Annotated in this window: 25 protein-coding genes; 16 read left to right on the top strand and 9 right to left on the bottom strand. The window is 70.0% G+C overall.

Annotated features, from left to right (window positions below):
• Positions 1-41: 41 nt before the first annotated feature.
• The 13 genes from fliF (at position 42) to fliR (ending at position 10,723) form a co-directional block, all read left to right on the top strand.
• Positions 42-1,790 (top strand): flagellar basal-body MS-ring/collar protein FliF, encoded by a 1,749-nt coding sequence (gene fliF, locus QTI20_RS24230; RefSeq protein ID WP_286553708.1) that lies wholly within the window; start codon positions 42-44, stop codon positions 1,788-1,790.
• A gap of 9 nt (positions 1,791-1,799) precedes the next feature.
• Positions 1,800-2,795 (top strand): flagellar motor switch protein FliG, encoded by a 996-nt coding sequence (gene fliG, locus QTI20_RS24225; RefSeq protein ID WP_286553710.1) that lies wholly within the window; start codon positions 1,800-1,802, stop codon positions 2,793-2,795.
• Between the two features lie 12 nt (positions 2,796-2,807).
• On the top strand, positions 2,808-3,476 hold the full coding sequence (locus tag QTI20_RS24220; protein WP_286553712.1) for a FliH/SctL family protein: 669 nt from the start codon (positions 2,808-2,810) through the stop codon (positions 3,474-3,476).
• Complete coding sequence (fliI, locus tag QTI20_RS24215) at positions 3,466-4,857, top strand: flagellar protein export ATPase FliI (RefSeq protein WP_286553714.1); 1,392 nt, start codon at positions 3,466-3,468, stop codon at positions 4,855-4,857. Before QTI20_RS24220 ends, fliI begins: the two co-directional genes overlap by 11 nt.
• A 34-nt stretch (positions 4,858-4,891) precedes the next feature.
• Positions 4,892-5,353, top strand: coding sequence for a flagellar export protein FliJ (locus QTI20_RS24210; RefSeq protein ID WP_286553716.1), 462 nt, complete (start codon positions 4,892-4,894; stop codon positions 5,351-5,353).
• A complete protein-coding gene (locus tag QTI20_RS24205; RefSeq protein WP_286553718.1) occupies positions 5,353-6,555 on the top strand; it encodes a flagellar hook-length control protein FliK in 1,203 nt (400 codons plus the stop codon). Before QTI20_RS24210 ends, QTI20_RS24205 begins: the two co-directional genes overlap by 1 nt.
• Positions 6,556-6,706: 151 nt before the next feature.
• On the top strand, positions 6,707-7,273 hold the full coding sequence (locus QTI20_RS24200) for a flagellar basal body-associated FliL family protein (RefSeq protein WP_286553720.1): 567 nt from the start codon (positions 6,707-6,709) through the stop codon (positions 7,271-7,273).
• Entirely contained in the window at positions 7,270-8,253 is a 984-nt protein-coding gene (gene fliM / locus QTI20_RS24195; RefSeq protein ID WP_286553722.1) for a flagellar motor switch protein FliM, read from the top strand. The genes QTI20_RS24200 and fliM overlap by 4 nt, the downstream gene beginning before the upstream one ends.
• On the top strand, positions 8,243-8,617 hold the full coding sequence (gene fliN / locus QTI20_RS24190) for a flagellar motor switch protein FliN (RefSeq protein WP_286553723.1): 375 nt from the start codon (positions 8,243-8,245) through the stop codon (positions 8,615-8,617). The genes fliM and fliN overlap by 11 nt, the downstream gene beginning before the upstream one ends.
• Positions 8,618-8,633: 16 nt before the next feature.
• On the top strand, positions 8,634-8,918 hold the full coding sequence (locus tag QTI20_RS24185) for a FliO/MopB family protein (RefSeq protein WP_183028357.1): 285 nt from the start codon (positions 8,634-8,636) through the stop codon (positions 8,916-8,918).
• Positions 8,911-9,654, top strand: a complete 744-nt coding sequence (fliP, locus tag QTI20_RS24180) for a flagellar type III secretion system pore protein FliP (RefSeq protein ID WP_286553724.1) — start codon at positions 8,911-8,913, stop codon at positions 9,652-9,654. The genes QTI20_RS24185 and fliP overlap by 8 nt, the downstream gene beginning before the upstream one ends.
• 13 nt (positions 9,655-9,667) lie before the next feature.
• Positions 9,668-9,937, top strand: a complete 270-nt coding sequence (gene fliQ, locus QTI20_RS24175) for a flagellar biosynthesis protein FliQ (protein WP_286553725.1) — start codon at positions 9,668-9,670, stop codon at positions 9,935-9,937.
• Between the two features lie 15 nt (positions 9,938-9,952).
• The gene (fliR, locus tag QTI20_RS24170) at positions 9,953-10,723 is read left to right on the top strand and encodes a flagellar biosynthetic protein FliR (protein WP_286553726.1); all 771 of its coding nucleotides are present in this window, start codon (positions 9,953-9,955) and stop codon (positions 10,721-10,723) included.
• A gap of 6 nt (positions 10,724-10,729) precedes the next feature.
• Here the strand turns inward: fliR and QTI20_RS24165 are convergent, their stop codons facing one another.
• The 3 genes from QTI20_RS24165 to QTI20_RS24155 all read right to left on the bottom strand — a co-directional run bounded on the left by QTI20_RS24165 (position 10,730) and on the right by QTI20_RS24155 (position 12,829).
• Positions 10,730-11,368: a response regulator gene (locus tag QTI20_RS24165; protein WP_286553727.1), complete on the bottom strand. Its 639-nt coding sequence runs from the start codon at positions 11,366-11,368 to the stop codon at positions 10,730-10,732.
• Entirely contained in the window at positions 11,365-12,066 is a 702-nt protein-coding gene (locus QTI20_RS24160; protein WP_286553730.1) for a sensor histidine kinase, read from the bottom strand. The genes QTI20_RS24165 and QTI20_RS24160 overlap by 4 nt, the downstream gene beginning before the upstream one ends.
• A gap of 115 nt (positions 12,067-12,181) precedes the next feature.
• Positions 12,182-12,829, bottom strand: coding sequence for an HD domain-containing protein (locus QTI20_RS24155; protein WP_286553732.1), 648 nt, complete (start codon positions 12,827-12,829; stop codon positions 12,182-12,184).
• Between the two features lie 108 nt (positions 12,830-12,937).
• Between QTI20_RS24155 and QTI20_RS24150 the strand changes: the two genes are divergently transcribed.
• From QTI20_RS24150 to QTI20_RS24140, 3 genes are read left to right on the top strand one after another with little or no spacing between them, the layout of a single operon-like run.
• On the top strand, positions 12,938-13,918 hold the full coding sequence (locus QTI20_RS24150; RefSeq protein ID WP_286553734.1) for a GlxA family transcriptional regulator: 981 nt from the start codon (positions 12,938-12,940) through the stop codon (positions 13,916-13,918).
• Between the two features lie 20 nt (positions 13,919-13,938).
• Positions 13,939-14,760 (top strand): hypothetical protein, encoded by an 822-nt coding sequence (locus tag QTI20_RS24145; RefSeq protein WP_286553735.1) that lies wholly within the window; start codon positions 13,939-13,941, stop codon positions 14,758-14,760.
• On the top strand, positions 14,753-17,284 hold the full coding sequence (locus tag QTI20_RS24140; protein ID WP_286553737.1) for an XVIPCD domain-containing protein: 2,532 nt from the start codon (positions 14,753-14,755) through the stop codon (positions 17,282-17,284). The genes QTI20_RS24145 and QTI20_RS24140 overlap by 8 nt, the downstream gene beginning before the upstream one ends.
• Positions 17,285-17,341: 57 nt before the next feature.
• On the opposite strand, the gene QTI20_RS24135 is transcribed toward QTI20_RS24140, so the two are convergent.
• Genes QTI20_RS24135 through QTI20_RS24110 form a run of 6 tightly spaced genes read right to left on the bottom strand, consistent with a single transcriptional unit; the run spans position 17,342 to position 24,233 of the window.
• Positions 17,342-17,740 (bottom strand): RidA family protein, encoded by a 399-nt coding sequence (locus tag QTI20_RS24135; RefSeq protein WP_286553739.1) that lies wholly within the window; start codon positions 17,738-17,740, stop codon positions 17,342-17,344.
• Positions 17,737-19,347 carry an AMP-binding protein gene (locus QTI20_RS24130; RefSeq protein WP_286553741.1) on the bottom strand — a complete coding sequence of 537 codons (1,611 nt, stop codon included), beginning with the start codon at positions 19,345-19,347 and terminating at the stop codon, positions 17,737-17,739. Before QTI20_RS24130 ends, QTI20_RS24135 begins: the two co-directional genes overlap by 4 nt.
• Positions 19,348-19,352: 5 nt before the next feature.
• A complete protein-coding gene (locus tag QTI20_RS24125) occupies positions 19,353-20,540 on the bottom strand; it encodes an acyl-CoA dehydrogenase family protein (protein ID WP_286553742.1) in 1,188 nt (395 codons plus the stop codon).
• 4 nt (positions 20,541-20,544) lie between these two features.
• Positions 20,545-21,399: an enoyl-CoA hydratase family protein gene (locus QTI20_RS24120; protein WP_286553743.1), complete on the bottom strand. Its 855-nt coding sequence runs from the start codon at positions 21,397-21,399 to the stop codon at positions 20,545-20,547.
• Positions 21,396-21,881, bottom strand: coding sequence for a MarR family winged helix-turn-helix transcriptional regulator (locus tag QTI20_RS24115; RefSeq protein WP_183028369.1), 486 nt, complete (start codon positions 21,879-21,881; stop codon positions 21,396-21,398). The genes QTI20_RS24120 and QTI20_RS24115 overlap by 4 nt, the downstream gene beginning before the upstream one ends.
• Positions 21,882-24,233, bottom strand: coding sequence for a bifunctional salicylyl-CoA 5-hydroxylase/oxidoreductase (locus QTI20_RS24110; RefSeq protein WP_286553745.1), 2,352 nt, complete (start codon positions 24,231-24,233; stop codon positions 21,882-21,884).
• Positions 24,234-24,242 lie beyond the last annotated feature (9 nt).

Below are 24,242 nucleotides of genomic sequence, written 5' to 3'. Positions count from 1 at the left end.
GAAGCCACCGGGCTTCCGCCTGTCGCCTACCGATCGAGCCCATGTCCGCTGTCGCCGAACTTCCTGCCGCCGCTCTCTCCGCACCGCCCGCACCCTGGGCCGGCCGGCTCGCCGCGCTCGATCGCCGCCAGCGCATGCGCCTGGCCGTGGGGGCGGTGGTGCTGGTGGCCATCGCCATCGCCGCGATCGTGCTGGGCCGCCAGCCCGATTGGCGAGTGCTCTACGCCAACCTGAGCGACAAGGACGGCGGCGCGGTGGTCGCGCAGCTCGCGACCATGAACGTGCCCTACAAGTATTCCGAAGGCGGCGGCGCGGTGATGGTGCCCTCCGACAAGGTGCACGACGTGCGCCTGCGCCTGGCCTCGCAGGGCCTGCCCAAGGGCTCGGTGGCGGGCTTCGAGCTGATGGAGAACAACCGCTTCGGCATGACGCAGTTCCAGGAGAAGCTGAGCTTCCAGCGCGGCCTCGAGGGCGAGCTGACGCGCTCGATCCAGGCCCTGGGCTCGGTGCAGAGCGCGCGCGTGCACCTGGCGCTGCCCAACCAGAACGGTTTCTTCCGCGAGCAGCAGAAGCCCTCGGCCTCGGTGCTGCTGAGCCTCTACCCGGGCCGCGTGCTCGAGCGCAGCCAGATCGCGGGCATCGTGCACCTGGTGGCCTCCAGCGTGCCCGAACTCAGCCCCGGCGCGGTCAGCGTGCTCGACGACAGCGGCAAGCTGCTGTCGAACACGGGCGACGGCCCCGGCGGCGCGGCGGGCGCGGTCGACGGCCAGCAGCTGGCCTATGTGCAGCAGCTCGAGCAGCAGTACACGCGCCGCATCCTCGACATCCTCGAGCCGGTGGTCGGGCGCCAGAACGTGAAGGCGCAGGTCACGGCCGACGTCGATTTCTCGCAGACCGAAGCCACCTCGGAAGAACACCGGCCCAACCTCGCGGCCGACGCCAGCGCGGTGCGCAGCCAGCAGACCGTCGAGAGCCATGGCGCCGCGGCGGCCGGCGCGGCGGCGGCCACCGGCGTGCCCGGCGCGACCTCCAACCAGCCGCCCGCGCCGCCGTCGGCGCCGATCAACGGCGCGGCCGCGCCGCTGGCCCCGACCGGCACCGCGGCCGCCGCGCCCGCCGATGCGTCCAAGGCGCCGGGCAAGCGCGAGTCGATCATCAACTACGAGGTCGACAAGACGGTGAAGACCGTGCGCGGCGCGACCGGCCAGATCCGCCGCCTGAGCGCCGCGGTGGTGGTCAACTACCAGAGCATCGCCGACGCGCAGGGCAAGGCCAGCGCCACCGCATTGACGCCGCAGCAGATCGAGCAGATGACCGCACTGATCCGCGAGACCATCGGCTTCAACAAGGAACGCGGCGACTCGGTCAACCTGATGAACACGCCCTTCCTGGTCGATGCGAACACGCCGGTCGACCTGCCGCTGTGGAAGCGGCCCGAGGTGCTGGATCTGGTGCGCAGCTTCGCCTGGCCCGTGGGCCTGGCGGTGATCGGCCTGATCGTGCTCTTCGGCCTGGTGCGCCCGGGGATCAAGGCGATCGCGGTTGCGGCGCCGGTGGCGCCCGCGCTGGTGCCGCTGCCCGGCGCGCAGCTCAACGCGATGGTGGCCGAGACGCCGCTGCGGCCCGCGCTCGCCTCCCCCGAAGCGGCACAGGCGCTGCCCTCGCCCTCGCAGGAAGTGCCCGAGCAGGCGCGGCTGGAAGGCGCGCGCCAGATGGCGCGGCAGAACCCGGTGGCGGTGGCCAACATCGTCAAGAGCTGGGTCAACGGCGATGCCGCCGCGGGAGCCTGACCCGTGGCCATGGACGAGCAAGGACTCCACGACGCGGCGATCCTGCTGATGTCGCTCGGTGAAGAGGAGGCCGGCCAGGTGCTGCGCCATCTCTCGCCGCGCGAGGTGCAGAAGATCGGCGAGACCATCGCCAAGACACGCGCCGTCTCGCGCGAACGGCTGGGCGAGGTGGCCGACCGCTTCATCGCCGCGACCGCGGGCCAGAGCCTGTTCGCGGCCGACACCGGTGACTACGTACGCTCGATCATGCAGCGCGCGCTGGGCGACGAGAAGGCCACCATCCTGGTCGACCGCATCCTGCAGGCGCCCGACCTGAGCGGCATCGAGAACCTCAAGTGGATGGACGCGCCCTCGGTGGCCGAGGTGCTGAAGGTCGAGCATCCGCAGATCGTCGCCGCCATCCTGGTGCACCTCGAGCCCGAGCACGCCTCGGCCATCCTGGTGCAGCTGCCCGAATCGCAGCGCGCCGAGGTGCTGCTGCGCGTGGCCACGCTCGAGGGCATCCAGCCCGCGGCGCTGGAAGACCTCAACGAGGTGATGTTCCGTGTGCTGCAGGGCGGCGCCAAGATCCGCAAGGCCTCGCTGGGCGGCGCCAAGACCGCCGCCGGCATGATCAACATGCTGGGCGCGGGCATCGACACCCAGGCCATCGACGCGATCCGCGTGCACGACCCCGAGCTGGCGCAGCAAATCGCCGACCTGATGTTCGTCTTCGACGACGTGATGAAGCTGGACAACAAGTCGCTGCAGCTGGTGCTGAAGGAAGTGGCGTCCGAGACGCTGATCGTCGCGCTCAAGGGCGCGGCCCCGGCGCTGCGCGACAAGTTCCTGGCCAACATGTCCTCGCGCGCGGCCGAGGCCCTGCGCGAAGACCTCGAATCGCGCGGCCCGCTGCGCTTGTCGGAGGTCGAGGCGCAGCAGAAGGAAATCCTCAAGGCGGTGCGACGCCTGGCCGACGAGGGCCAGATCGTGCTGGGCGGCGGCGCCGACGGCGGCTTCGTCTAAGGAAGGCAGGCGATGCGCGGCACCTTCATCCCCAGCGAGGACATCGCCGGCTTCTCGCGCTGGCAGTTCGCCACCGTCGGCCCCACGGGCGAGCCGCAGGGCGGCATCGCCGACCCGGCCGCGCTGCAGGAGGCGCAGGACCAGGGCTTCGCCGAAGGCCATGCGGCCGGCCGTGCCGAAGCCTTGGCGCAGGCGCGCGCCGAGATGGAGGCCTACATCGCCACCCAGGGCCACGACACCGCGCAGCGCCTGGCCGCGTTGCTGGCCGCGGCCGAGGCCGGCCTGGCCGAGGCGCAGCAGGACATCGCGCGCGGCACCCTGGAGATCGCCTGCGCGCTCGCGCGCCAGGTGCTGCGCCACGAACTCGCGACGCAGCCGCTGGCGCTGGAGCCCGTGGTGCGCGAGGCCATCGAACTGCTGCGTGCCGACGGCAGGAGCGCCTGCGTGCGCCTGGCGCCGGCCGACTTCGAGGCGCTCGATGCGCACCTGCGCGCCGAGTTCGCGGGCCAGGCCATGCGCGTGGTCTCCGACGCCTCGGTGGCGCCCGGCGACTGCCGCGTCGAATCCGCGGGCGCGGTGGTCGACGGCGGCGTGGCCACGCGCTGGTCGCGCGCGGTCGCGAGCCTGGGGCTGGCGATGCCGTGGCAGGACACACCGGAGGACGGCCCGCATGCCGCCTGAACGCGCCGCCTGGCAACGCTTCATGGGCGACGCGCGTGCGCGCGTCGAGCAGGCGCCCGGGCTGGAGGTGCAGGGCACGCTCACGCGGCTGGCCGGCCTGGTGCTCGAGGCCACGGGCATCCGCTCGCCGGTCGGCTCGCAGTGCCTGGTGCGCATGGGCGCGCAGCCGCCGGTGCTGGCCGAGGTGGTGGGCTTCGCCAGCGACCGCGCCTTCCTGATGCCCGCGGGCGACGTGCACGGCCTGTCGAGCGGCGCCAGCGTGACGCCGGCCGCGCCCTATGTGCCGGTGCCGCGCCTGGGCGAGCCCGAACGCGAGGTCTCGATGCGCATGGGCGCGCTGCGGCTGCCGCTGGGCCCGGGCCTGCTGGGCCGGGTGGTCGATCCACAGGGCCGGCCGCTCGACCACCAGGGCCCGATGAACGACGTGACGGCCGAGCCGCTGGACCGCCAGCCGATCAACGCGATGGACCGCGACCCGGTGCGCGAGCCGCTGGACACCGGCGTGCGCGCCATCAACGCGCTGCTCACCGTGGGCCGCGGCCAGCGCATCGGCCTGTTCGCGGGCTCGGGCGTGGGCAAGAGCGTGCTGCTGGGCATGATGGCCCGCTACACCGAGGCCGACGTGATCGTGGTCGGCCTGATCGGCGAGCGCGGCCGCGAGGTCAAGGAATTCATCGAGGACATCCTGGGCGAGGAGGGCCGTGCCCGCTCGGTCGTGGTGGCCGCGCCGGCCGATGCGCCGCCGCTGCTGCGCATGCAGGGCGCGGCCTATGCGACCGCGATCGCCGAGCATTTCCGCGACCAGGGGCGGCATGTGCTGCTGCTGATGGACTCGCTCACGCGTTACGCGATGGCGCAGCGCGAGATCGCGCTGGCCATCGGCGAGCCGCCGGCCACCAAGGGCTACCCGCCCTCGTGCTTCGCCAAGCTGCCGCAGCTGGTGGAGCGCAGCGGCAACGGCCTGCACGGCGTGGGCTCGATCACCGCCTTCTACACCGTGCTGTCCGAGGGCGACGACCAGCAGGACCCGATCGCCGACGCGGCGCGCGCCATCCTCGATGGCCACATCGTGCTGTCGCGCGGGCTGGCCGAGGAGGCGCATTTCCCCGCCATCGACATCGAGCAGTCGGCCTCGCGCGTGATGCACAACGTGGTCGCGCCCGCGCACCTCGATGCGGCCCGGCAGTTCCGCGCCATCTATTCGCGCTACCGCAAGAGCCGCGACCTGGTGCGCCTGGGCGTCTACGTGCCCGGCAGCGATCCGGCGCTCGACGAGGCGATCCGGCTGCAGCCGGCGATGAGCGCCTTCCTGCAGCAGAACATGCACGAGGGCGCGCCCTTCGCGCACAGCGTCGACGGCATGGCCTGGGCGCTGACATGACACCCCACCACCCGCCGCACACCGAGGAGTCCGCATGTCCGGAATGAATGGATTGGAGCTTGCGCTGTCGCAGGCGCGCGACCGGCGCGACGCCGCGGCCCAGGTGGTGGCGCAGGCGCTGCAGGGCTGGACCGCCGCCAAGCAGCAGCTCGACCAGCTCGAGAGCTACGCCACCGAATGCACCGAGCGCTGGGCGCGCCAGCAGGCGAACTGCATGCCCGAGATCATGCGGCACCACTACCAATTCATGGCGCGGCTCACGCATGCGATCGGGCTGCAGACCGGCATCGTGGCCGACCATGGGCGCCAGGTCGAGCGCGCATCGGTCGGTTCGCGCGCGGCCGAGGCGCGGCTCGAGAGCCTGCGCCAGCTGCTGGCGGCGCGGCGCCGCGACGAGCAGATCACGCTGGACCGGCGCGAACAGAAGCAGTCCGACGAGCGCGCCGCGCTGCAGTACAGCCGGCGCCAGGGCAACCCGCTGGGCGGTCTGCTCTGATGGCGGTCGAAGGGCTTCGCACCGCCGCGCCCACGGCCGCGCCGGCGCCCGCGCGCGCAAAGCCCTCGGCCGAGGCGGCCGACGGGACGGGTTTCGGTGCCGCGCTCGCGGCCTGCGACAGCGAGGACGCGGCCACGGTGGCGCAGGAGGCCGAGACGGCGACCGAGCTCGCCGAGCCCGTGAAGGGCAAGGCGGACGACGCGCCCCAGACCGTGGCCGACGCGCCTGTGGCCGTCGAGGTGCCGGCCGGCGATGCCGCCTGGCTGCCCCCGGCCGTTGAACTGCCGCGCCCGCCGGGCGCCCCGCCCACGCCGGTGACGGCGCCGGCTGCCGCACGCGGTGTCGGGGCCGTGGGCCCGGCCGAGAGCGGCGCGGCCGCGCGCACGGTATCGGCGCTGCAGCCCCTGGCCACCCCGCACGATGCCGCGACGCCGTCCGTGCATCCCGCGCCGGGCAGCGCGGCCGAGGCGCCGACGGCCACCCCGGCTGCCGCGCTGCTGCTGCAGCAGCAACGCATCGCCCAACGCGACGCCGCGGCGACCGCCGAACCGTCCACGCGCCAGGCGGCCACGGCGCTGGCGCCGCAGCGCCCGGGCGCCGAACTGCAGGCCTTGCCAGGCCTGGGCCTGCTGTCGCCCGAGGCCCAGGGCCTGCCGCGCCGCTGGGAGCGCGCCACCGCATCGGCCGGCCCGGTCGCGGGCACCGGGCCGTCGCCGGTGGCCGGCGCCGATGCTTCGAACCCGTCGCCCTTCATGGCTCCGGTCGATGCCGCGGCCGCCGGCGCGTCGCTGGGCCAGCCGGGCCTGGCCGAGCGCATGACCGAGCAGGTGAGCTGGTGGATGGCGCAGAAGACGCAGGGCGCCGAGCTCAGCATGGCCCTCGACGGCCGGCCGGTGTCGGTGAGCCTGAAGCTGCAGGGCAACGAGGCGCAGGTGGTGTTCCGCAGCGACCAGCCCGAGGCGCGCCAGATGCTCGCGCAGGCCCTGCCCGAGCTCAAGCAGATGTTCGGCAGCGAAGGCCTGCTGCTGTCGCAGGCCTCGGTCGGCAGCCAGGCCCGCGACCCGCAGGGGCAGGGCGGGCCGCCCGCGCGGCCGCCGGGCAAGGGCCAGGCTTCGGTCGGCGCGGTCGATGCGCTCGACGTGCGGCCCCGGCCCATGGCGCTGCGCGCCGACGGCAGCCGTCCGCTCGACCTCTACGTTTGAGACCAAGCCGCCATAAGCGCGGCTTTTGCGCCGCTTTTCCCGCGCTTCGCCGCGCCGGGCCGATCGAATAATCGACCGCATGCACAGCGCTCCGGCGCGCCGGACGCTGTGCCTTTTTTTCGATTCCCAACGAACGACCCAAGGAAAGCCCGTGTCCGCCAAAGCTGCCGATTCCGCGCCGGCCACCGACAAGCCCAAGGGCAAGCTCAAGCCCCTGCTGCTCGGGCTGGCCGGCGTGCTGCTGCTCGTCAGCGGGGCCGGCGGCACCTGGTTCTTCCTCAACAACAAGAAGGCCCACGCGCCGGCCCATGAGGAAGAGGCCGTGGCCGAGACGCCCAAGGCCGCCACGCCGAGCTACCTGGCGCTGGACAACATGGTGTTCAACCTGGCCGACGGCGGCGGCGACCGCGTGGCGCAGGTCGGCATCACGCTCGAACTGCAGAACGACAAGGCGGCCGAGCAGATCAAGCAGCTGATGCCCAAGATCCGCAACGGCGTGCTGCTGATGGTCTCGCAGCGCACCTCCGAAGAACTGCTCAAGCGCGACGGCAAGGAGAAGCTCGCGGGCGACATCCAGGTCGAGGTTTCGCGCCTGCTGGGCTACGACATCGAGTCGCCCAAGCCGGCCAAGGGCGACGAGGACGCGCCGGTGCGCCGCAAGAAGAGCGCACAGGGCCCGGTGCAGGCCGTGCTGTTCTCCAGCTTCATCGTGCAATGAGCACCGACCCCGCCACGGACGATGCGTTGACCGGCGCCGCGCCGGCCGACCCGGTGGCGCGCATGGCCGAGGCCGCCGCGCGCGCCTACGACCTGGCCGCGGCCGACCGGCTGGTGCGCCGCCCGATGCCCACGCTGGACATCGTGAACGAGCGCTTCCTGCGCCACCTGCGCGTGGGCGTGTTCCAACTGGTGCGCCGCGGCGCCGAGATCGCCATCGCGCCGGTCGAGGTGCAGGGCTACGCCGACTTCCTGGCCTCGCTGGCGCCGCCGACCAACTTCAACGTGGTCGCGCTGCAGCCGCTGCGCGGCCACGGCCTGGTGGTGTGCGACGCCACGCTGATCTCGGTGCTGGTCGATGCGCTCTACGGCGGCGCCTGCACGCTGCAGGCGCCGATGGAAGGCCGCGACTTCTCGCCCACCGAGCAGCGCGTGATCCAGCGCCTGCTGGGCATCGTCTGCACCGAGTACAACAGGGCCTGGAAAGAGATCTACCCGCTCGAGCTCGCGCATGTGCGCAGCGAGACGCACCCGCAGTTCGTCAACGTGGCGGCGCCGGCCGACAAGGTGGTGGTGACCACGCTCAAGATCGCCATCGGCGACTTCGAGGGCGCGGTGCGCATCTGCCTGCCCTACGGCGCGCTGGACCCGATCCGCGACGTGCTCTACGGCGCGCAGCAGGCGCAGGCCATGGCCGAGGACCGGCGCTGGGTCACGGCGCTCACGCGCGAGATCCAGTCGGCCGAGGTCACGCTGGTGGCCGAGTTCGCGCAGGCCGAGCTCACCGTCGCCGAGTTGCTGGCGATGAAGGCCGGCGATTTCATCCAGTTCGACCGGCCCGCGCGCGTGGTCGCCGCGGTCGACGGCACGCCCGTCTTCGCCTGCCACTACGGCACCCACAGCACGCGCTATGCGCTGCGCATCGATGAATGCCTGCGCGGGGACGACCCGCACTGGCTCGGAGGTTCCCATGACCGTTGAACAACAGAGCATCCCTTCTTCTTCCGACGGCGCCGGCTGGGCCGAGGCCCTGGACGGCGCGGCCGGCGGCGCGAGCGCGGCCGATGCGCAGGCGCCGCTGCAGGACATCCAGCGGGTGCTCGACATCCCGGTGCAGCTGACCGTGGAGCTGGGCCGCAAGAAGGTGTCGATCAAGCACGTGCTGCAGCTGGGCCAGGGCTCGATCGTCGAGCTCGACACGCTGGCCGGCGAGCCGATGGACGTGCTGGTCAACGGCTACCTGGTCGCGCAGGGCGAGGTGGTGGTGGTCAACAACAAGTTCGGCATCCGCCTGACCGACGTCGTCACGCCGTCGGAGCGGCTGCGACGCGTGCACCGCGCTTGAGATCGCACAGGCTTCCATGACCCAGAGTCTCGTCACCGTCGTCCTGTTCGTCGCGGCCATCCTCTCGATCCCCTTCCTGCTCAGGCGCTACCAGCAGCGCCGCGGCCTGCAGCCCGGCGGCCTGCCCGGCGGCGGCTCGAAGCTGGTGTCGGCGGTCGCGGTCGGGCCCCAGCAGCGGGTGGTCACAGTCGAGGTCGGCCCCGAGGACGCGCGCACCTGGCTCGTGCTGGGCGTGACCGGCCAGACCATCACCTGCCTGCACACGCTGCCGGCCAAGGCCGCGGTGGCGCCCCATGCTTAAGCGCACGGGAGCCGCGCTGCTGGCGCTGGCCGCCGCGGCGGCGCAGGCGCAGGACGCCGCGGGCGGCCAGCTGCCGCTGCTGATCGGCCAGGGCGCGGGCGGCACCAGCTTCTCGGTGCCGGTGCAGACGCTGCTGTTCTTCACCGCGCTGTCCTTCCTACCGGCGATCCTGCTGATGATGACCGGCTTCACGCGCATCGTGATCGTGCTGTCGCTGCTGCGCCAGGCGCTGGGCACGCAGTCGGCGCCGCCCAACCAGGTGGTGATCGGGCTGTCGCTGTTCCTCACGCTGTTCGTCATGGGGCCCACGCTCGACCGTGTCTACAACGAGGCCTACAAGCCCTACACCGAGAACACGCTGGGCTTCGAGGCCGCGGTGGCCAAGGCCGAGGTGCCGATGCGCCAGTTCATGCTGAAGCAGACGCGCCAGTCGGACTTCGCGCTGTTCGCGCGCCTGGCCCGGCTGCCCGCCGAGGTGACGGCCGAGACCGCGCCGATGCGCGTGCTGATCCCGGCCTTCGCCACCAGCGAGCTCAAGTCGGCCTTCCAGATCGGCTTCATGATCTTCATCCCCTTCCTGGTGATCGACATCGTGGTGTCGAGCGTCCTGATGTCGCTGGGCATGATGATGCTGTCGCCGGTGCTGGTGGCGCTGCCGTTCAAGCTCATGCTGTTCGTGCTGGCCGACGGCTGGAACCTGCTGATCGGCTCGCTGGCCGCCAGCTTCGCGATCTGAGGAGGCTGCGGCCATGAATGCAGAGATGGTTCTGACGATGGGGCGCGACGCGCTCGTGATCCTGTTGATGGTCTCGATGCCGGTGCTGCTGGCCGTGCTCGCGGTGGGCCTGGTGGTGAGCATCTTCCAGGCGATCACGCAGATCAACGAGGCCACGCTGGCCTTCGTGCCCAAGCTGGTGGCGGCGGTGGTGGTGTTCGCCATCGCCGGGCCGTGGATGCTGGGCGCCCTGGTCGACTACATCCGCCGCACCATCGAATCCATTCCGCAGATGGTGCTGTAGCCCGGGTCCGCCGCCGTGCTCACCTTCACCGAGGCGCAGCTCATGGCCTGGGTCACGCCGGTGCTGTGGCCCTTCCTGCGCGTGCTGGGCGTGTTCACCACCGCGCCGATCTTCAACTCGCGCGCCTTCCCGGTGCGCGCGCGCGTGGGCCTGGCCTTCATGGTGGCGCTGTGTGCGCAGGCCACGCTGGGCACGCAGCCGACGGTGCCGCTCGACGCGAGCGCGGGCCTGGGCGCGCTGGTGCAGCAGGTCGCCATCGGCATGACCATCGGCTTCGCGGTGCGGCTGGTGTTCGCGACGGTCGAGCTCGCGGGCGAACTGGTGGGGCTGCAGATGGGGCTCAATTTCGCGGCCTTCTTCGACCCGATGAGCAACGCGCAGACCAGCGCGGTCTCGCGCTTCCTGGGCAACATCGCGGTGCTGCTGTTCATCGCGATCAACGGCCACCTCACGGTGCTGATGGCGGTGATCAAGAGCTTCGACACCTTCCCGGTGGGCGGCAGCGTGCTGGACGCGCTCGCGCGGCTGCGCATGCACGAGCTGGGCACCGACCTGTTCGCGAGCGCGCTGTGGATCGCGCTGCCCATGATCGGCCTGCTGCTGTTCGTGAACCTGGTGCTGGGCGTGATCTCGCGCGTGGCGCCGCAGATGAACATCTACGCCATCGGCTTCCCGGTCACGCTCACCACCGGGCTGGCCGGCATCGCGCTGGTGCTGCCGATGCTGGAGCAGCCGCTGCTGCAGCTGATGGAGCGGATGATCTCGTTGTTCGCAGGCGGGCGCTGAGGCGCCTCACACCAGGTTGTTGCGGATCGCGTAGACCGTGATGGCCGCGTTGTTCGCCAGGTTGAGCTTCTCCAGCACGCGCGAGCGGTAGACGCTCACGGTCTTGGGGCTCAGCATCAGCTCTTCGGCGATGCTCGACAGCCGCTTGCCCGAGGCGATCATCACCAGCGTCTGCAGCTCGCGGTCGGACAGCACCGTGTGCGGGGCTGCGGCTTCCGTGGGACGCGAGACGCTGTCGGCCAGCATCTGCGCGAGCTCGGGCGTGACGTATTTGCGGCCGTAGGCCACGGTGCGGGTCGCGGCGATCAGCTCGCTCGGCTCGCCGGCCTTGCTCACGAAGCCCTGGGCGCCGGCCTTGAGGCAGCGGATCGCGTACTGCTCCTCGGTGAACATCGACACCACGAGCACGCGGATCGGCGTCTCGCCGTCGGCCAGAACCGCGCTCAGCACCTCGAGCCCGCTGCGTCCGGGCAGGCCCAGGTCGAGCAGCAGCACGTCGCAGGGCGTGTTGTTGCGCAGCAGCTCGCGCACCTCGGCATAGCTCGCGGCCTCGGCCGTCACGCGGATGTCGACCGCCTCGCCCAGCGTCTGGCGGATGCCGCGGCGCACCAGCGCATGGTCGTCGCAGATCACCACGTTGATCATGCCGGCGCCCCTTGCGCGAGCGGCGCCACCAGCGTCACCGTGGTGCCGGTGCCCGGCGCGCTGTCGATCTGCAGCCGGCCGCCCACGGACTGCGCGCGCTCGGCCAGGCCGCGCAGGCCGAAGGCGGGGCGTGCAGCGGGCTCGGCCGTGATGCCGCGGCCGTCGTCCCGCACCGCCACGCGCAGCATGCCGTCGGCGGTGCCCAGCGTGATGTCGACGCGCCGGCATTGCGCATGGCGCGCGACGTTGCTCAGCGCTTCCTGCACCGTGCGGTAGGCCGTCAGTTGCAGCGCGGCCGGCAGCATGGCGTCGTCGATCGATCCGGTGACGGCGGTGGCGAGGCCGGTGCGCCGGCGGAATCGGTCCGCCAGGCCGCGCAGGGCGGCGTCCGGCCCGTCGTCGAGGTCGGGCGGGTAGAGCGCGTGCACCACGCGCTGGGTCGCGTCGATCGCCTGGCGCAAGGCCTCCTGCGCCGAGCGCAGGCGCTCCGGGGCCTCGGCGGCATCGGGATGGCGGAGGGCTTGCGAGAGGTCGAAGTGCAGGGCGGTCAGCGCGCCGCCGATGTCGTCGTGGACCTCGCGGGCCAGCGCGAGGCGCTGGGCCTCGAGCAGTGCTTGCAGCGTTTCGGTTTCCGCATGGCCCACCTGTCGCTCGGGGACATCGGTGAGGCGGCAGGTGGTGGCAGGGGCCCTCGGCATGGGGCGCAATGATATTTGACAATTGTCATCAAGGCGGTCGCCGAGGCTCGGAAGTTTGAACTTTCTTCGCAGTTCTTCATCGGGGCGGCGCCGTCGCCCCGAGGCCGCAAAGCGCTCAGCCGTGCCAGGCCGAACAGCGGATCAGACTGCAGAAATTGCCGCGATGGAAGTGCGGCTCCTTGTCCGCGATCACGTCGGCCTTGACGTTGCCGAAGGTGGTGTCGGGCTTGTGGCGGATGCCGTCGTAGAAGGCCTGGAGGATGTCCTCCTTGAAGTGTTCGGTGCGCGGATGCGCCTGCACGACCTGCGTGCGCTGCGCCTCGCCGAAGGCCGGGTAGTCCAGGCCCAGCACATCCATCTCGACGCCGGCCGTGACCAGCGCCACCACCGGGTGCATGTGCTGCGGGATGCCGGGCGTGGTGTGCAGCGCGATCGCGTTCCAGACCAGGTCGATGTCTTGCGGCGCGATGCCGTGGCCGCGCAGGAACTCGCGCGCCACGTTGGCGCCGTCGACCTCGAAGCGATCGTTCGCGCTGCTGTGCTTCGGCACCAGGCCCATGTCGTGGAACATCGCGCCGGCGTAGAGCAGCTCGGGGTCGAAAGTCAGGCCGCGCCGCTTGCCGGCCAGCGCCCCGAAGTAGTAGACCCGGCTGGAGTGATGGAACAGCAGCGGCGGCACGGTGTCGCGCACCTGCTCGGTGATCTCGCGGGCCAGCTGGCTGTCGGGGATGCGCACCCCGTCGATGGTGGTCGTCGATGTCATGTGGATTGCTCCTGTGAAGGTGGCTTCCACTCTAGGATTCGGCGATGATGTCTCAGATCGTCGTGATGCGACGAATCAGGACATTAGCGGCTCAAAGAGGACACACCCTTGCGCACCCCCAAGACCATCGCGATCCTGGCCCTGCCCGGCGTGCAGCTGCTCGACGTCTCGGGGCCGCTCGACGTCTTCGCCGAGGCCAACCTGCAGGCCGGCGCCGAGGCCTACCGGCTGCGCGTGGTGGCCAGCCGCCCCGGCGCGATCCGCAGTTCCTCGGGCGTGCGGCTGATGCCCGATGCGGTGATCGGCCGCGACGACGAGGCCGACGAACCGATCCACACGCTGCTGGTGGCCGGCTCGCCGCATGCGGCCGGAGCGCTCGCCGATGCCGGCGTCGTGGCCTGGCTGCGCGCGCGCATCCCGGCGGTGCGGCGCTATGGCTCTGTCTGCAGCGGCGCCTTCGTGCTCGCGCAGGCCGGCCTGTTGAACGGCAAGCGCGTGACCACGCACTGGGCCGTGGCCGAGCAGCTGGCGCGCGACTTCCCCGCGGTCACGGTCGATGCCGATGCGATCCATGTGCGCGACGGCCGGCTGCGCACCGCCGCGGGCGTCACCGCGGGGCTGGACCTCGCGCTGGCGCTGGTCGAGGAGGACCTGGGCCGCGCGATCGCGATGCAGGTCGCGGCGCAGCTGGTGATGTTCTTCAAGCGGCCTGGCGGCCAGATGCAGTTCAGCCGCAAGGGCGAGGCCGCGCCGACGGGCCGCTCCGCCTTGCAGGAGGTGCAGCGCTGGGCCGCGGCGAATCCGGCGGCCGAACTGGGCATCGCACGGCTCGCGGCCCGCATGGGATTGAGCGCACGCCACTTCGCCCGGCTGTTCGCGCAGGAGGTCGGCGTCACGCCCGCGGCCTGGGTCGAAGGCGTGCGCGTGGCCGCGGCGCGCGCGCTGCTCGAGGCCGGCGAGTCCGCGCCCAAGCAGGTCGCGGCGGCCTGCGGCTTCAGTGATGTCGACACGCTGCGCCGTGCGTTCCAGCGCCGGTTGGGCATCACGCCCGCGGAGTACCGCAGACGCCATGGGCATGCACGACTCTGAGAACGGTTCAGCCGGGCCGCATGGCTGCTGACTTCGGGATCGAAGCTGGTGCGTGCATTCCCGAAGCGGTGTTCTGTACCGACGGTGCTACGCTTTTGCGGTCACACATCGACAGGCCAATCACTGCACCGGCGAGTGCAGGAAGGGAGATCCATGAACTGGGCGCGCGCCATTCCGCAGCCTCCGGTGCCACAAGGCATCTGGGAGGCGTTCAATGTCCCTGCGACGTTGCTTCGGATCGTTCGGAGCGATGGGAGGGCCGCATGAACGCCGCTCGTGTGCGTTCGCCAAAGCCTTCTCCTTGGCGAAATCCTTTCGGCATCGCGTTGGTGGCGTACTACCTCGTGATGGCGGTTGTGGGTCTGCTGATTCCCGACGACATCCTCGAGGTCCACGCATGGGCTCGGGACTTCAGCGACTTCATGGCGTCCGTCGTTCCTCAGATCGACCGCATCACCGCGCTGAACATCAAGCCGGATGTGAATCGGTTTTACTTTTCAGCCCTTTGGGCGACCATTCCGGCGTTGTTCGGAATCTTGCTGCTCAACATCTACAGAGCGCGTTCAGCACTTGAAAAGGTGTGGGATGCGTCGCTGATCAGAGTGCTCCTTTCCATGTGTGGACTTGCTCTGATGTTCGGTTGGACTCAGTACTTATGGCTCGTCGAGCCCTCCATGCATCTTTCGGGGCTTCTTTTCGGAACCAGCATTGGCCGCAGCTTTCTATCGCAACTGGTGTTCTGCATCGCTGCCGTGTTTTGTCTTGCCGGACTGATGGTCTGGTGCCTTGGCTGGGTGCGTGGCTACATCCCCCGCAGCAACAAGGAGCAGCGTGATGCGTGAAGCGATCTCGAAGATTCATGTTGGAAGCGTGTTTTCTGTCCACGATGGAGCGCTCTCACTCGCGGCGCATGCGGGAAGCGCGGAGGTCAACACAGCCATTCTCAAGACGGCGATGCCGCGACCACGTACCGGTACGGGAGAAGTTCTGTCCGACGGGCCGTCGGCAGTCCTCGCAGGCGTTGAGAAGGGGGCCGCGAGCACTGCGATTGGCATACCTTCTGCGGCGGCGATCGCTGGGCGCATCGCACCGGGTGCGGCTCTCATTGGAGGTGCCAACGACGCGATCAACGTCGGACAGCACGTTGCGCACGGCGCTGGCGCAGAGGCGATGACAGAAGGGTTGGGCGTTGTGGGTCAGGCAGGTGGCGCGGTCGCTGGAGCCGAGTTGGGACTTTGGCTTCTGACTCCGCTCGCGGTCGTACTCGGGCCGGCTGCACCGCCAATCGGTGCCTTTCTTGGCGGAGTTGGCGGCGCTTTCGTCGGTGCCCAAGGCGCCAAGTCCATTGGCGCCTACCTGACGGGTGGCGACACCCCCGACAAGCTCGGCCCGCCGCTGACGCTGCCCAACCACATGGCACTGACGCCGACCGTCACCACATCGAACGGAAGTCGATACTCGCTGGTGGAGATCGAAGGCAGATACACCTGGTTCTCGATCCACGACAACCCCGCCTTGCCCCATCGTTTTGTTGAAGTCGTCAGCGGTGCCAAGACCGCCGAACTCACGGGTCACTACCTTCAGGCCGTGGGCTTTGAGGCACAGTTGGCCCAGGCGCACGCACAGCTTGCCGAGCAACAGCGCGAGGCTTTGCGGGAGGCGTTTGTCCGCAACGAGATCCAGTCGGCCAACAGCACTGGCCCCAACGGCTTGCCGTGGGGAACGCCCTCGGCCATCGGCACGAACGCCACCCAGACCTGGCTTCAGTCGCCGCAGCCGGGCCAAGCGCTGAACATCCTGGAAGTGCGCAATGCCGATGGCTCCGTCAGCCGCATCGAGCAGGAAGTCGACAGGACCAGTGGCGGGCTCCTCGGCGAAAAGTCCTATGAGAATCCCGATGCTTCCAAGGCCGACGGCTTTCGACTGGTGGCAACCAGCGACCACCTGAGGGGAGTTCACTGGACGCTCAACCGCCAGACGGGGCTCATGGAGCGGGCCAACATTGCGCCCCGAACGAGCGGTGAGCCGGCCTTTGAGGAGGGGTTCGCTCCCGACGGCTCGCCGTTGGGGCGAGCCGCGACGGTGACCCATGAGGGCGCGGCATACACGACCGTCTGGGCCCGAGATGCCGCAAGCGGCCAGTACATCGAAACCGAGACGACCACCCACCGCGACAGCGCGGGCGAGGACATGGCCCCCACAACAATCATCCGAAGCTATGGTGCCGATGGCACGGCATTGAGCGAAAACACCTCGCAGGTGCTGGCGCAGCCCGCGCCCATCCCCTCGATCACCACGCACGAACAACGCATCATCCCCACGCCCGGTGGCATGCCCTTCGCCGAGGCCCATAAGCGCCGCGACGAGCCCGAGCAGATCTCTGTCGGTTCCTTGCAGGCCGTCGGCAAGCTGGATGCTTCCACTCTGGTCAAGGGCAGCCCGTCGTACCGCATGCACCAGGCACAGGAGCAGGACCTGATGCGAGGCCTGGCCCTGGCGCAGCAGCAGGACCGGGAGCGCTTCAGGCACGAGCCGAGTCCGTCACTCCCTTCGGTGAGTCGCACGCAGGAACGCACACAAGGGCGTCTGTTGAGCGAGATGCCTGTGCAGAAACAGTTCGAGCCTGAAGTGAAGATACCCGCTGCGCCAAGCAGGCAACAGACGTCGGCGCTTGCGATCCCTGCAGCTGCACCGCGCCCTGTCGGCGTCGCGCCACCAGTGCTTCCTGCTTTTGCGCAGTCGGCAGCGTTGCCACCCGCGCAGCCTATCTCTTCGCACGAACAGCGCACCATCATGTTCCCGCAGCCGACGGCGCAAGCCGGCGCGGGCGACAGCCCCGAGATGCAGGCCCGCTGGGCAGCGAAGGAGGCCGAACTGGTTGCCGCTCGGGAGCAGATCGCGCGGCTCACCAGGCAGAGCATCGACGAACGCCCGGCGGATCGCACCGAGCCTGCTGCACCCATGCGCCAGACCGATCCACGCGACCCCGCGCATCCCGATCACAAGGACTTCCAGAAGATCTACGGGGTGGTCGCGCAGCATGGCCGCTGGGACGCGCAGCAGAGCGCCAGCATCGCTTCGCAGGCGCTGGCCGACTTCAAGGCACAGCCGCTGTCCCAGCGCCTGGATGTGGTGGCGCTGGAACCCGATACGAATGGCCGGCTCAAGCTGCTCGTCGGCCATGCACCGTGGGGCGGCCTGCGCTGCCTGAGCTCGGTGATGGTCGATCCGGTGCAGGCGGCGCGTGTGCCGGCCGAGCAGGGCTTCGATCAGCTGGCGCAAGCGACGCAGCGGCGCGAACTGCAAGCGGCGCAGCAGTGGTCGCAGCAACAGCAGCAGGGGAACGATCAGGGGCTCAGGCGCTAGGGCGGGCTCGCGCCTGGCACTGCTCACCCTTCACCCGGATCCTCGAACGAACGGCTTTCAGTCCGGCAGCACCGCCGTCACTTCGATCTCCACCTTGGCCCGCGCCTCCACCAGCGCCGCCACCTGCACGCAGGTCATCGCGGGGAAGTTGCGGCCCATCGCGTCGCGGTAGACCGGGCCCAGCTCGGCCAGGCGGCGGTTGTATTCGTCGCGGTCGGTGATGTACCAGGTCATGCGCACCATGTGCTCGGGGCCGGCGCCGGCCTCGCGCAGCACCTCGACGATGTTGCGCAGCGCCTGGCCGGTCTGGGCGATGAAGTCGTCGGTCTCGAAGACCTGTTGCGCGTTCCAGCCGATCTGGCCGCCGACGAAGATCTGGGTGCCGCGCGCGGCGATGCCGTTGGCGTAGCCCTTGGGCGGCAGCCAGCCCGGTGGTTGCAATAGCTTGTTCATCATGTGTTCTGTCTCAGTTTGAAGCGTTGGAGCTTGCCGGTCTCGGTGCGGGGCAGCACCTCGACGAATTCGATCTCGCGCGGGTACTTGTAGGGCGCGATGGCGGCCTTGACGTGGTCCTGCAGCGCCTTGCACAGCGTGGCGTCGCCGGTGAAGCCGGGCTTGAGCACGCAGAAGGCCTTGACGATCATGCCGCGGTCCTCGTCGGGCTTGCCGACCACGCCGCACTCGGCCACGGCCGGGTGCTGCAGCAGCGCGTCCTCGACCTCGGGGCCGCCGACGTTGTAGCCGGCGGTGATGATCATGTCGTCGTCGCGCGCCTGGTAGAAGAAGTAGCCGTCCTCGTCCTGGCGGAAGGCATCGCCCGGGTAGTTCCAGCCGTCCTTGACGTACTTGGCCTGGCGCGGGTCGTCGAAGTAGCGGCAGCCCACCGGCCCCTGGATGGCCAGCTTGCCGACGGTGCCGCGCGGCACTTCGCGGCCTTCGTCGTCCACCACCTTGGCGGTGAAGCCGGGCACGGCCTTGCCCACGGCGCCGCGCCGCACGTCGGCGCCGGCGGCCGAGATGTAGATGTGGAACACCTCGGTGCCGCCGATGCCGTCGAGCATCTCGATGCCGGTGGCGTCCTTCCACAGCTGGCGCGTGGCGTCGGGCAGCGCCTCGCCCGCGCTCACGGTGATGCGCAGCGTGGGCGTGCCGAGCTGCTTGGCGAAGGGCGCCATCTGACGGTAGAAGGTGGGCGCGGTGTAGACGATGGTGGCGCCGGTCTCGTTGATCAGCTTGACCATGCCTTCGGGCGTGTACGGGATGTCCGGGTAGTAGACCGAGGAGCCGGCCCACATCGGATAGACCAGCAGGCCACCCAGGCCGAAGGTGAAGGCCAGGGGCGGCGAGCCCATCACGATGTCCTCGGGCCGGGCCTTGAGCACATGGCGCGGCCAGGTCTCGCACATCGCGAGCACGTCGCGGTGCGTGGTGGCCGGCGCCTTGGGCTTGCCGGTGGTGCCGGATGTGAAGGCCAGCAGCGCGATGTCGTCGGCGGCGGTGGGGCAGGCGGCGAACACGCCGCTCTTCTTCGCGGCCAGCGCCTCGAGCGCATCGGGGGCCTCCGACTTGAAGGCCACGATCGTCTTCAACACCGGGTTCGCCTTCTGCGCGACCTGCATGTCGTCGAGCAGCCGGGCCTCGCACAGCGCGACCGTGGGCCTGGCCTTGTCGAGGATGTCGCCCAGTTCGCGTGCGCGCAGCAGCGGCATGGTCGCGACCGCGATCAGGCCGGCCTTGACCACCGCGAGCCAGGCCAGCGCCATCGGAATCGAGTTGCCGCCACGCAGCAGCACGCGGTTGCCGGGCACCAGGCCCAGGTCTTCGGTGAGCACCTGCGCGATGCGGTTCACTTCGACCGCGGCCTGCGCATATGTCAAGGTGCGAGCGGGAGAACGCAGCATCGGCCGGTCGGCGAAGCCCTTGGCCGCGGCCTTGTCCAGCAGTTCCTCGACCAGGTTCAACTGGTCGGGCAGTTGCAGTTCCGGCAGGTCGTACCGGAAGACCGGCAGCTGATCCGCGGGAGGAAGTCCATCGTGGACGAAACGGTCGATTTGTGCGCTCAAGATGTCTACTCCCGCAGGACGGATTTGCCGATGATCAGTTGCTGGACCTCCGTCGCGCCTTCGTAGATGCGCAGCGCGCGGATGTCACGGTAGAGACTCTCAACTTTCGTGCCCACTTGCACGCCGCTGCCGCCGTGCAGTTGCAGCGCCATGTCGATCACGCGCTGCGCGTTCTCGGTGGCGCACATCTTGGCCATCGCCGCGGCCGCGGTGTAGTCGCCGAAGGGCTTGCCGGTGCGCTCGCCTTCGTCGCGCATCCAGGCCGCGCGGTAGGTGAGCAGCGCGGCGCTGTCGACCAGCGCTGCCATGTCGCCCAGCTTGGCCTGCGTGAGCTGGAAGTCGGCCAATGTCTGGCCGAACATGCGGCGCGACTTGGCATGCGCGATGGCTTCGCTCAAGGCGCGGCGCGCCATGCCCAGCGCGGCCGCGGCCACCGAGGCGCGGAAGATGTCGAGCGTGCGCATCGCGAGCTTGAAGCCGCCATGCAGATCGCCCAGCTGCGCACCGTGCGGCACCTCGCAGGCACCAAAGCGCAGCGTGGCGAGCGGATGTGGTGCCATCACCTGGATGTGCTCGCTGGTGTCGAGGCCCTTGGCATCGGCATCGACGATGAAGGCCGTGATGCCGCGCGTGCCGCCGCTGGGGTCGGTCTTGGCGAACACCACGTAGAAGTCGGCGATGCCGCCGTTGCTGATCCAGGTCTTGGCGCCGTCGAGCCGCCAGCCGCTGCCGGTGTCGACGGCCTGCATCGCCATCGCGCCCACGTCGGAGCCGGCCTCGGGCTCGCTCAGCGCGAAGGCCGCGATCCTGTCGCCGCGCGCGACCGCGCTCAGGTAGTCGGACTGCTGCGCCGCGTTGCCCGCGAGCGTGATCGCGCCGCTGCCGAGGCCCTGCATCGCGAAGGCGAAGTCGGCCAGCGGCGAGTGGAAGGCCAGCGTCTCGCGCAGCAGAACCAGCGCGCGCGAGTCGAGGCGCTCGAGCGCACCGCCGAAGGCCGCGGGCACGCAGTAGCGCAGCCAGCCGCCATCGCCCAGGCGCCGGACCCAGTCGCGGCAGGCCGCGCGGTCGTCGCGCTCGTCCACGTCCTGCGCGGCGGCCCAGGGCAGCAGGCCGCGCGCGAGTTCGCGGTGCGCGTCATCGAAGAAGGGCAGCGCCAGGTGCGCCGTCGAGGGATCGACCTTGGAGGCGGACATGGTGTCAATCTCCGCCGAAGACCGGCTTCTGCTTGGCGGCAAAAGCTTCGTAGGCGCGGGTGAAGTCGGCCGTCTGCATGCAGATGGCCTGGGCCTGCGCTTCGGCTTCGATCGCCTGCTCGATGGTCATCGACCATTCCTGCGACAGCATGGTCTTGGTCATGCCGTGCGCGAAGGTCGGGCCGGCCGCGAGATCGCGTGCCATCTTCGTGGCCGCGGCCAGCACCGCATCGCTCGCATGCAGCGCGTTGAAGAAGCCCCAGGCCAGGCCTTCGTCGGCGGTCATTGCGCGGCCGCTGAACAGCAGTTCGGACGCGCGGCCCTGGCCGATCATGCGCGGCAGCAGCGCGCAGGCGCCCATGTCCGCGCCGGCCAGGCCGACGCGCGTGAACAGGAAGGCGGTGCGCGTGGCGGGCGTGCCGTAGCGGATGTCGCAGGCCAGCGCGATCATCGCGCCGGCACCGGCGCAGATGCCGTCGATGGCGCCGATGATGGGTTGCGGGCACTGGCGGATCGCCTTCACCAGGTCGCCGGTCATGCGCGTGAACTCGAGCATCTCGGGCATGCTCATCTGGGTGAGCGGGCCGATGATCTCGTGCACGTCGCCGCCCGAGCAGAAATTGCCGCCGGCACCGGTCACGACGATGGCCTTGACGTCGGTCGCGTAGTGCAGCGCGCGGAACAGGTCGCGCAGTTCGGCATACGACTGGAAGGTCAGCGGGTTCTTGCGCTCGGGCCGGTTGAGCGTGACGGTGCCCACGCCGTCTTCATAGCTCCACTGGAAGTGCGTGGCCTGGTAGCCGGCCTTGGCCTCGAATTGCGCATGCATGGGATTGCCCGCGCCGATGTAGTGCTTCATTCGGTCTCCGTCTCTGTGTTCGTCTGGGGGTGGGTGTGCTGCTTGACCTTGCCGAGCAGCTTGTGCAGCTGGGTGATCTCCTTGGGCGCGAGGCCGGCGAAGGCCTCGACGATCCAGGCTTCGTGCTGGTGCGCCATCTCGTTGAAGAGCGCGCGGCCGCGCGTCGTGAGGCGCACGCGCCAGGCGCGACGGTCGCCCTCGACGTTGACGCGCTCGACCAGTTCCTCGGCCACCAGCTGGTCGGTGATGCCGGTCACGTTGCCGCCCGTGACCATCATGCGGCGCGACAGCTCGTTCATCTTCAGCCCCTCGGGCGAGCGTTCGAGCTGCGACATCAAATCGAAGCGCGGCAGCGTGGTGGCGAACTGCTCGCGCAGGCCGTTGCGCACTTCCTTCTCGATCAGCTGGGTGCAGGTCAAAAGCCGCAGCCAGAGCCGCAGCTCGTCGGGGTGTTCGCTGTGGGCGCGGGCTTCGAGGTCCATTCAGCGCTCCTCTTCGGCCTGCAGCGCGGCCGGGCCGGCGGCCAGGGCCTGCTGCTTGGCGATCTCGCGGTACATCTGGTCGCGGCCCGCGGTGTACTGCTTCGGCCACTCGACATGGCGGCTCTGCAGCTTGGCCGCCTCGTGCAGCGTCCAGGCCGGATCGGCCAGGTGCGGGCGCGCGACCGCGCAGAGGTCGGCGCGGCCGGCCGCGATGATGCTGTTGGCCTGGTCGGCGTCGGTGATCGCGCCCACCGCGATGGTCGCGATACCGACCTCGTTGCGGATGCGGTCCGCGAAAGGTGTCTGGTACATGCGGCCGTAGACGGGCTGGGCGTCGCGCGTGGTCTGGCCCGAGGACACGTCGATGAAGTCGCAGCCCGCGGCCTTGAACAGCCGCGCGATCGCGACCGCGTCGTCGTCGGTGTTGCCGCCGGGCGCCCAGTCGTGGGCCGAGATGCGCACGCTCATCGGGCGCTCGGCCGGCCAGGCCGCGCGCATGGCTTCGAACACTTCCAACGGATAACGCGCACGGTGCGCGATGTCGCCGCCGTAGTCGTCGGTGCGCCGGTTGGTGAGCGGGCTCAGGAAGGAGGCCAGCACATAGCCGTGCGCGCAGTGCAGCTCGAGCCAGTCGAAGCCGGCCTCGGCCGCGCGGCGCGTGGCGGCGACGAACTGATCGCGCAGCGTGTCCATGTCGGCGCGCGTCATCGCGGCCGGCGTCTGGTTCTGCGCGCCGTAGGCCAGTGCGCTCGCAGCCAGCAGCGGCCAGTTGCCCGCGGGCAGCGGCTCGTCGGTGCCTTCCCAGCCCACCTGCGTCGAGCCCTTGGGGCCGCTGTGGCCCAGCTGCATGCCGATCTTGGCGCTGGTCTGCGTGTGGACGAAGTCGACGATGCGCTTGAACGCAGCGCCCTGTTCGTCGGTGTAGAGGCCGGGGCAGGCCGGCGTGATGCGGCCTTCGGGCGTGGGGCTGGTCATCTCGACGAAGACCAGCGCCGCGCCGCCCATGGCGCGCGCGCCCAGGTGCACCAGGTGGAAGTCCTGCGGCAGGCCGTCGACCGCGCTGTAGGTGGCCATCGGCGAGACCACGATGCGGTTCTTGAGCTCGAGCCCGCGCACCTTGTACGGCGTGAGCATGGGCGCGATCTTCTTGCCGCCGGCCAGCCATTTCTCGTAGCCGCCCAGCCAGGCCGCATCGCGCAGCCGCAGGTTCTCGTGGCTGATGCGCTGGCTGCGCGTGAGCATCGAATAGGCGAACTGCTCGATCTGCATGCCGGTGTAGCGCGAGACGTTCTCGAACCACTCGGTGGAGTTGCGCGCGGCGTTCTGGATCTTCAGCACCTCGACGCTGCGGCGCGCCTCGTAGCCCACCAGCACCTCGTCGATGCCGCCGCCATGGCCGAACTCGTCGGCCAGGTCGATCGCGTCTTCCAGTGCCAGCTTGGTGCCCGAGCCGATCGAGAAGTGGGCGGTGTGGGCGGCGTCGCCCATCAGCACCACGGGCACGGTCCTGCCGTCGACTTCGACGCGGTGCGTCCAGTGCTTGCAGATCACGCGCGGGAAGCGGATCCAGTTGGCCGAGCCGCGCAGGTGCGAGGCGTTGCTGATCAGCGCATGGCCGCCCAGGTACTTGGCGAACAGCTTCTCGCAGAAAGCGATGGCCTCGGGCTGCTCCATCCGGTCGAGGCCGTGCGCCTTCCACACCGCTTCGGGCGTCTCGACGATGAAGGTGGAGGTGTCGTCGTCGAACTGGTAGGCATGGGCCTGGAACCAGCCGTGCTCGGTTTCTTCGAAGGCGAAGGTGAAGGCGTCGAAGGTCTGGTGCGTGCCCAGCCAGACGAAGCGGCACTTGCGGTTGTCGATGTCGGGCTGGAACACCTCGGCATAGCGCGTGCGGATGCGGCTGTTGAGGCCGTCGCTGGCGATCACCAGGTCGGCGCGGTACTGCGCGGCCAGCGCCTGGTCATCGGTGGCGTCGGTCTCGAACACCAGGTCCACGCCCAGCGCGAGGCAGCGCTCCTGCAGGATGTTGAGCAGGCGCTTGCGCCCGATGCCGCAGAAGCCGTGGCCGCCCGAGCGCACCTGGCGGTCCTTGAAGAAGACCTGGATGTCGTCCCAGTGGTGGAAGGACTGGCCGATGAGCGCGGCCGTCTCGGCTTCGGCGGCCGCCAGGTTGGCCAGCGTCTGGTCGCTGAGCACCACGCCCCAGCCGAAAGTGTCGAAGGGGCGGTTGCGCTCCACCACGGTGATCTCGAGGCGCGGATGGCGCGCCTTCATCAGCAGGGCGAAGTACAGGCCTGCGGGCCCGCCGCCGATACACAGGATGCGTTGGAGGGAGGGCGCAAGGATGTTCATGGATAAATA

The sequence above is a fragment of the Variovorax sp. J2P1-31 genome, from assembly GCF_030317215.1.
Lineage (GTDB): Bacteria > Pseudomonadota > Gammaproteobacteria > Burkholderiales > Burkholderiaceae_C > Variovorax.
This window is presented reverse-complemented; position numbering and strand designations above follow the sequence as displayed.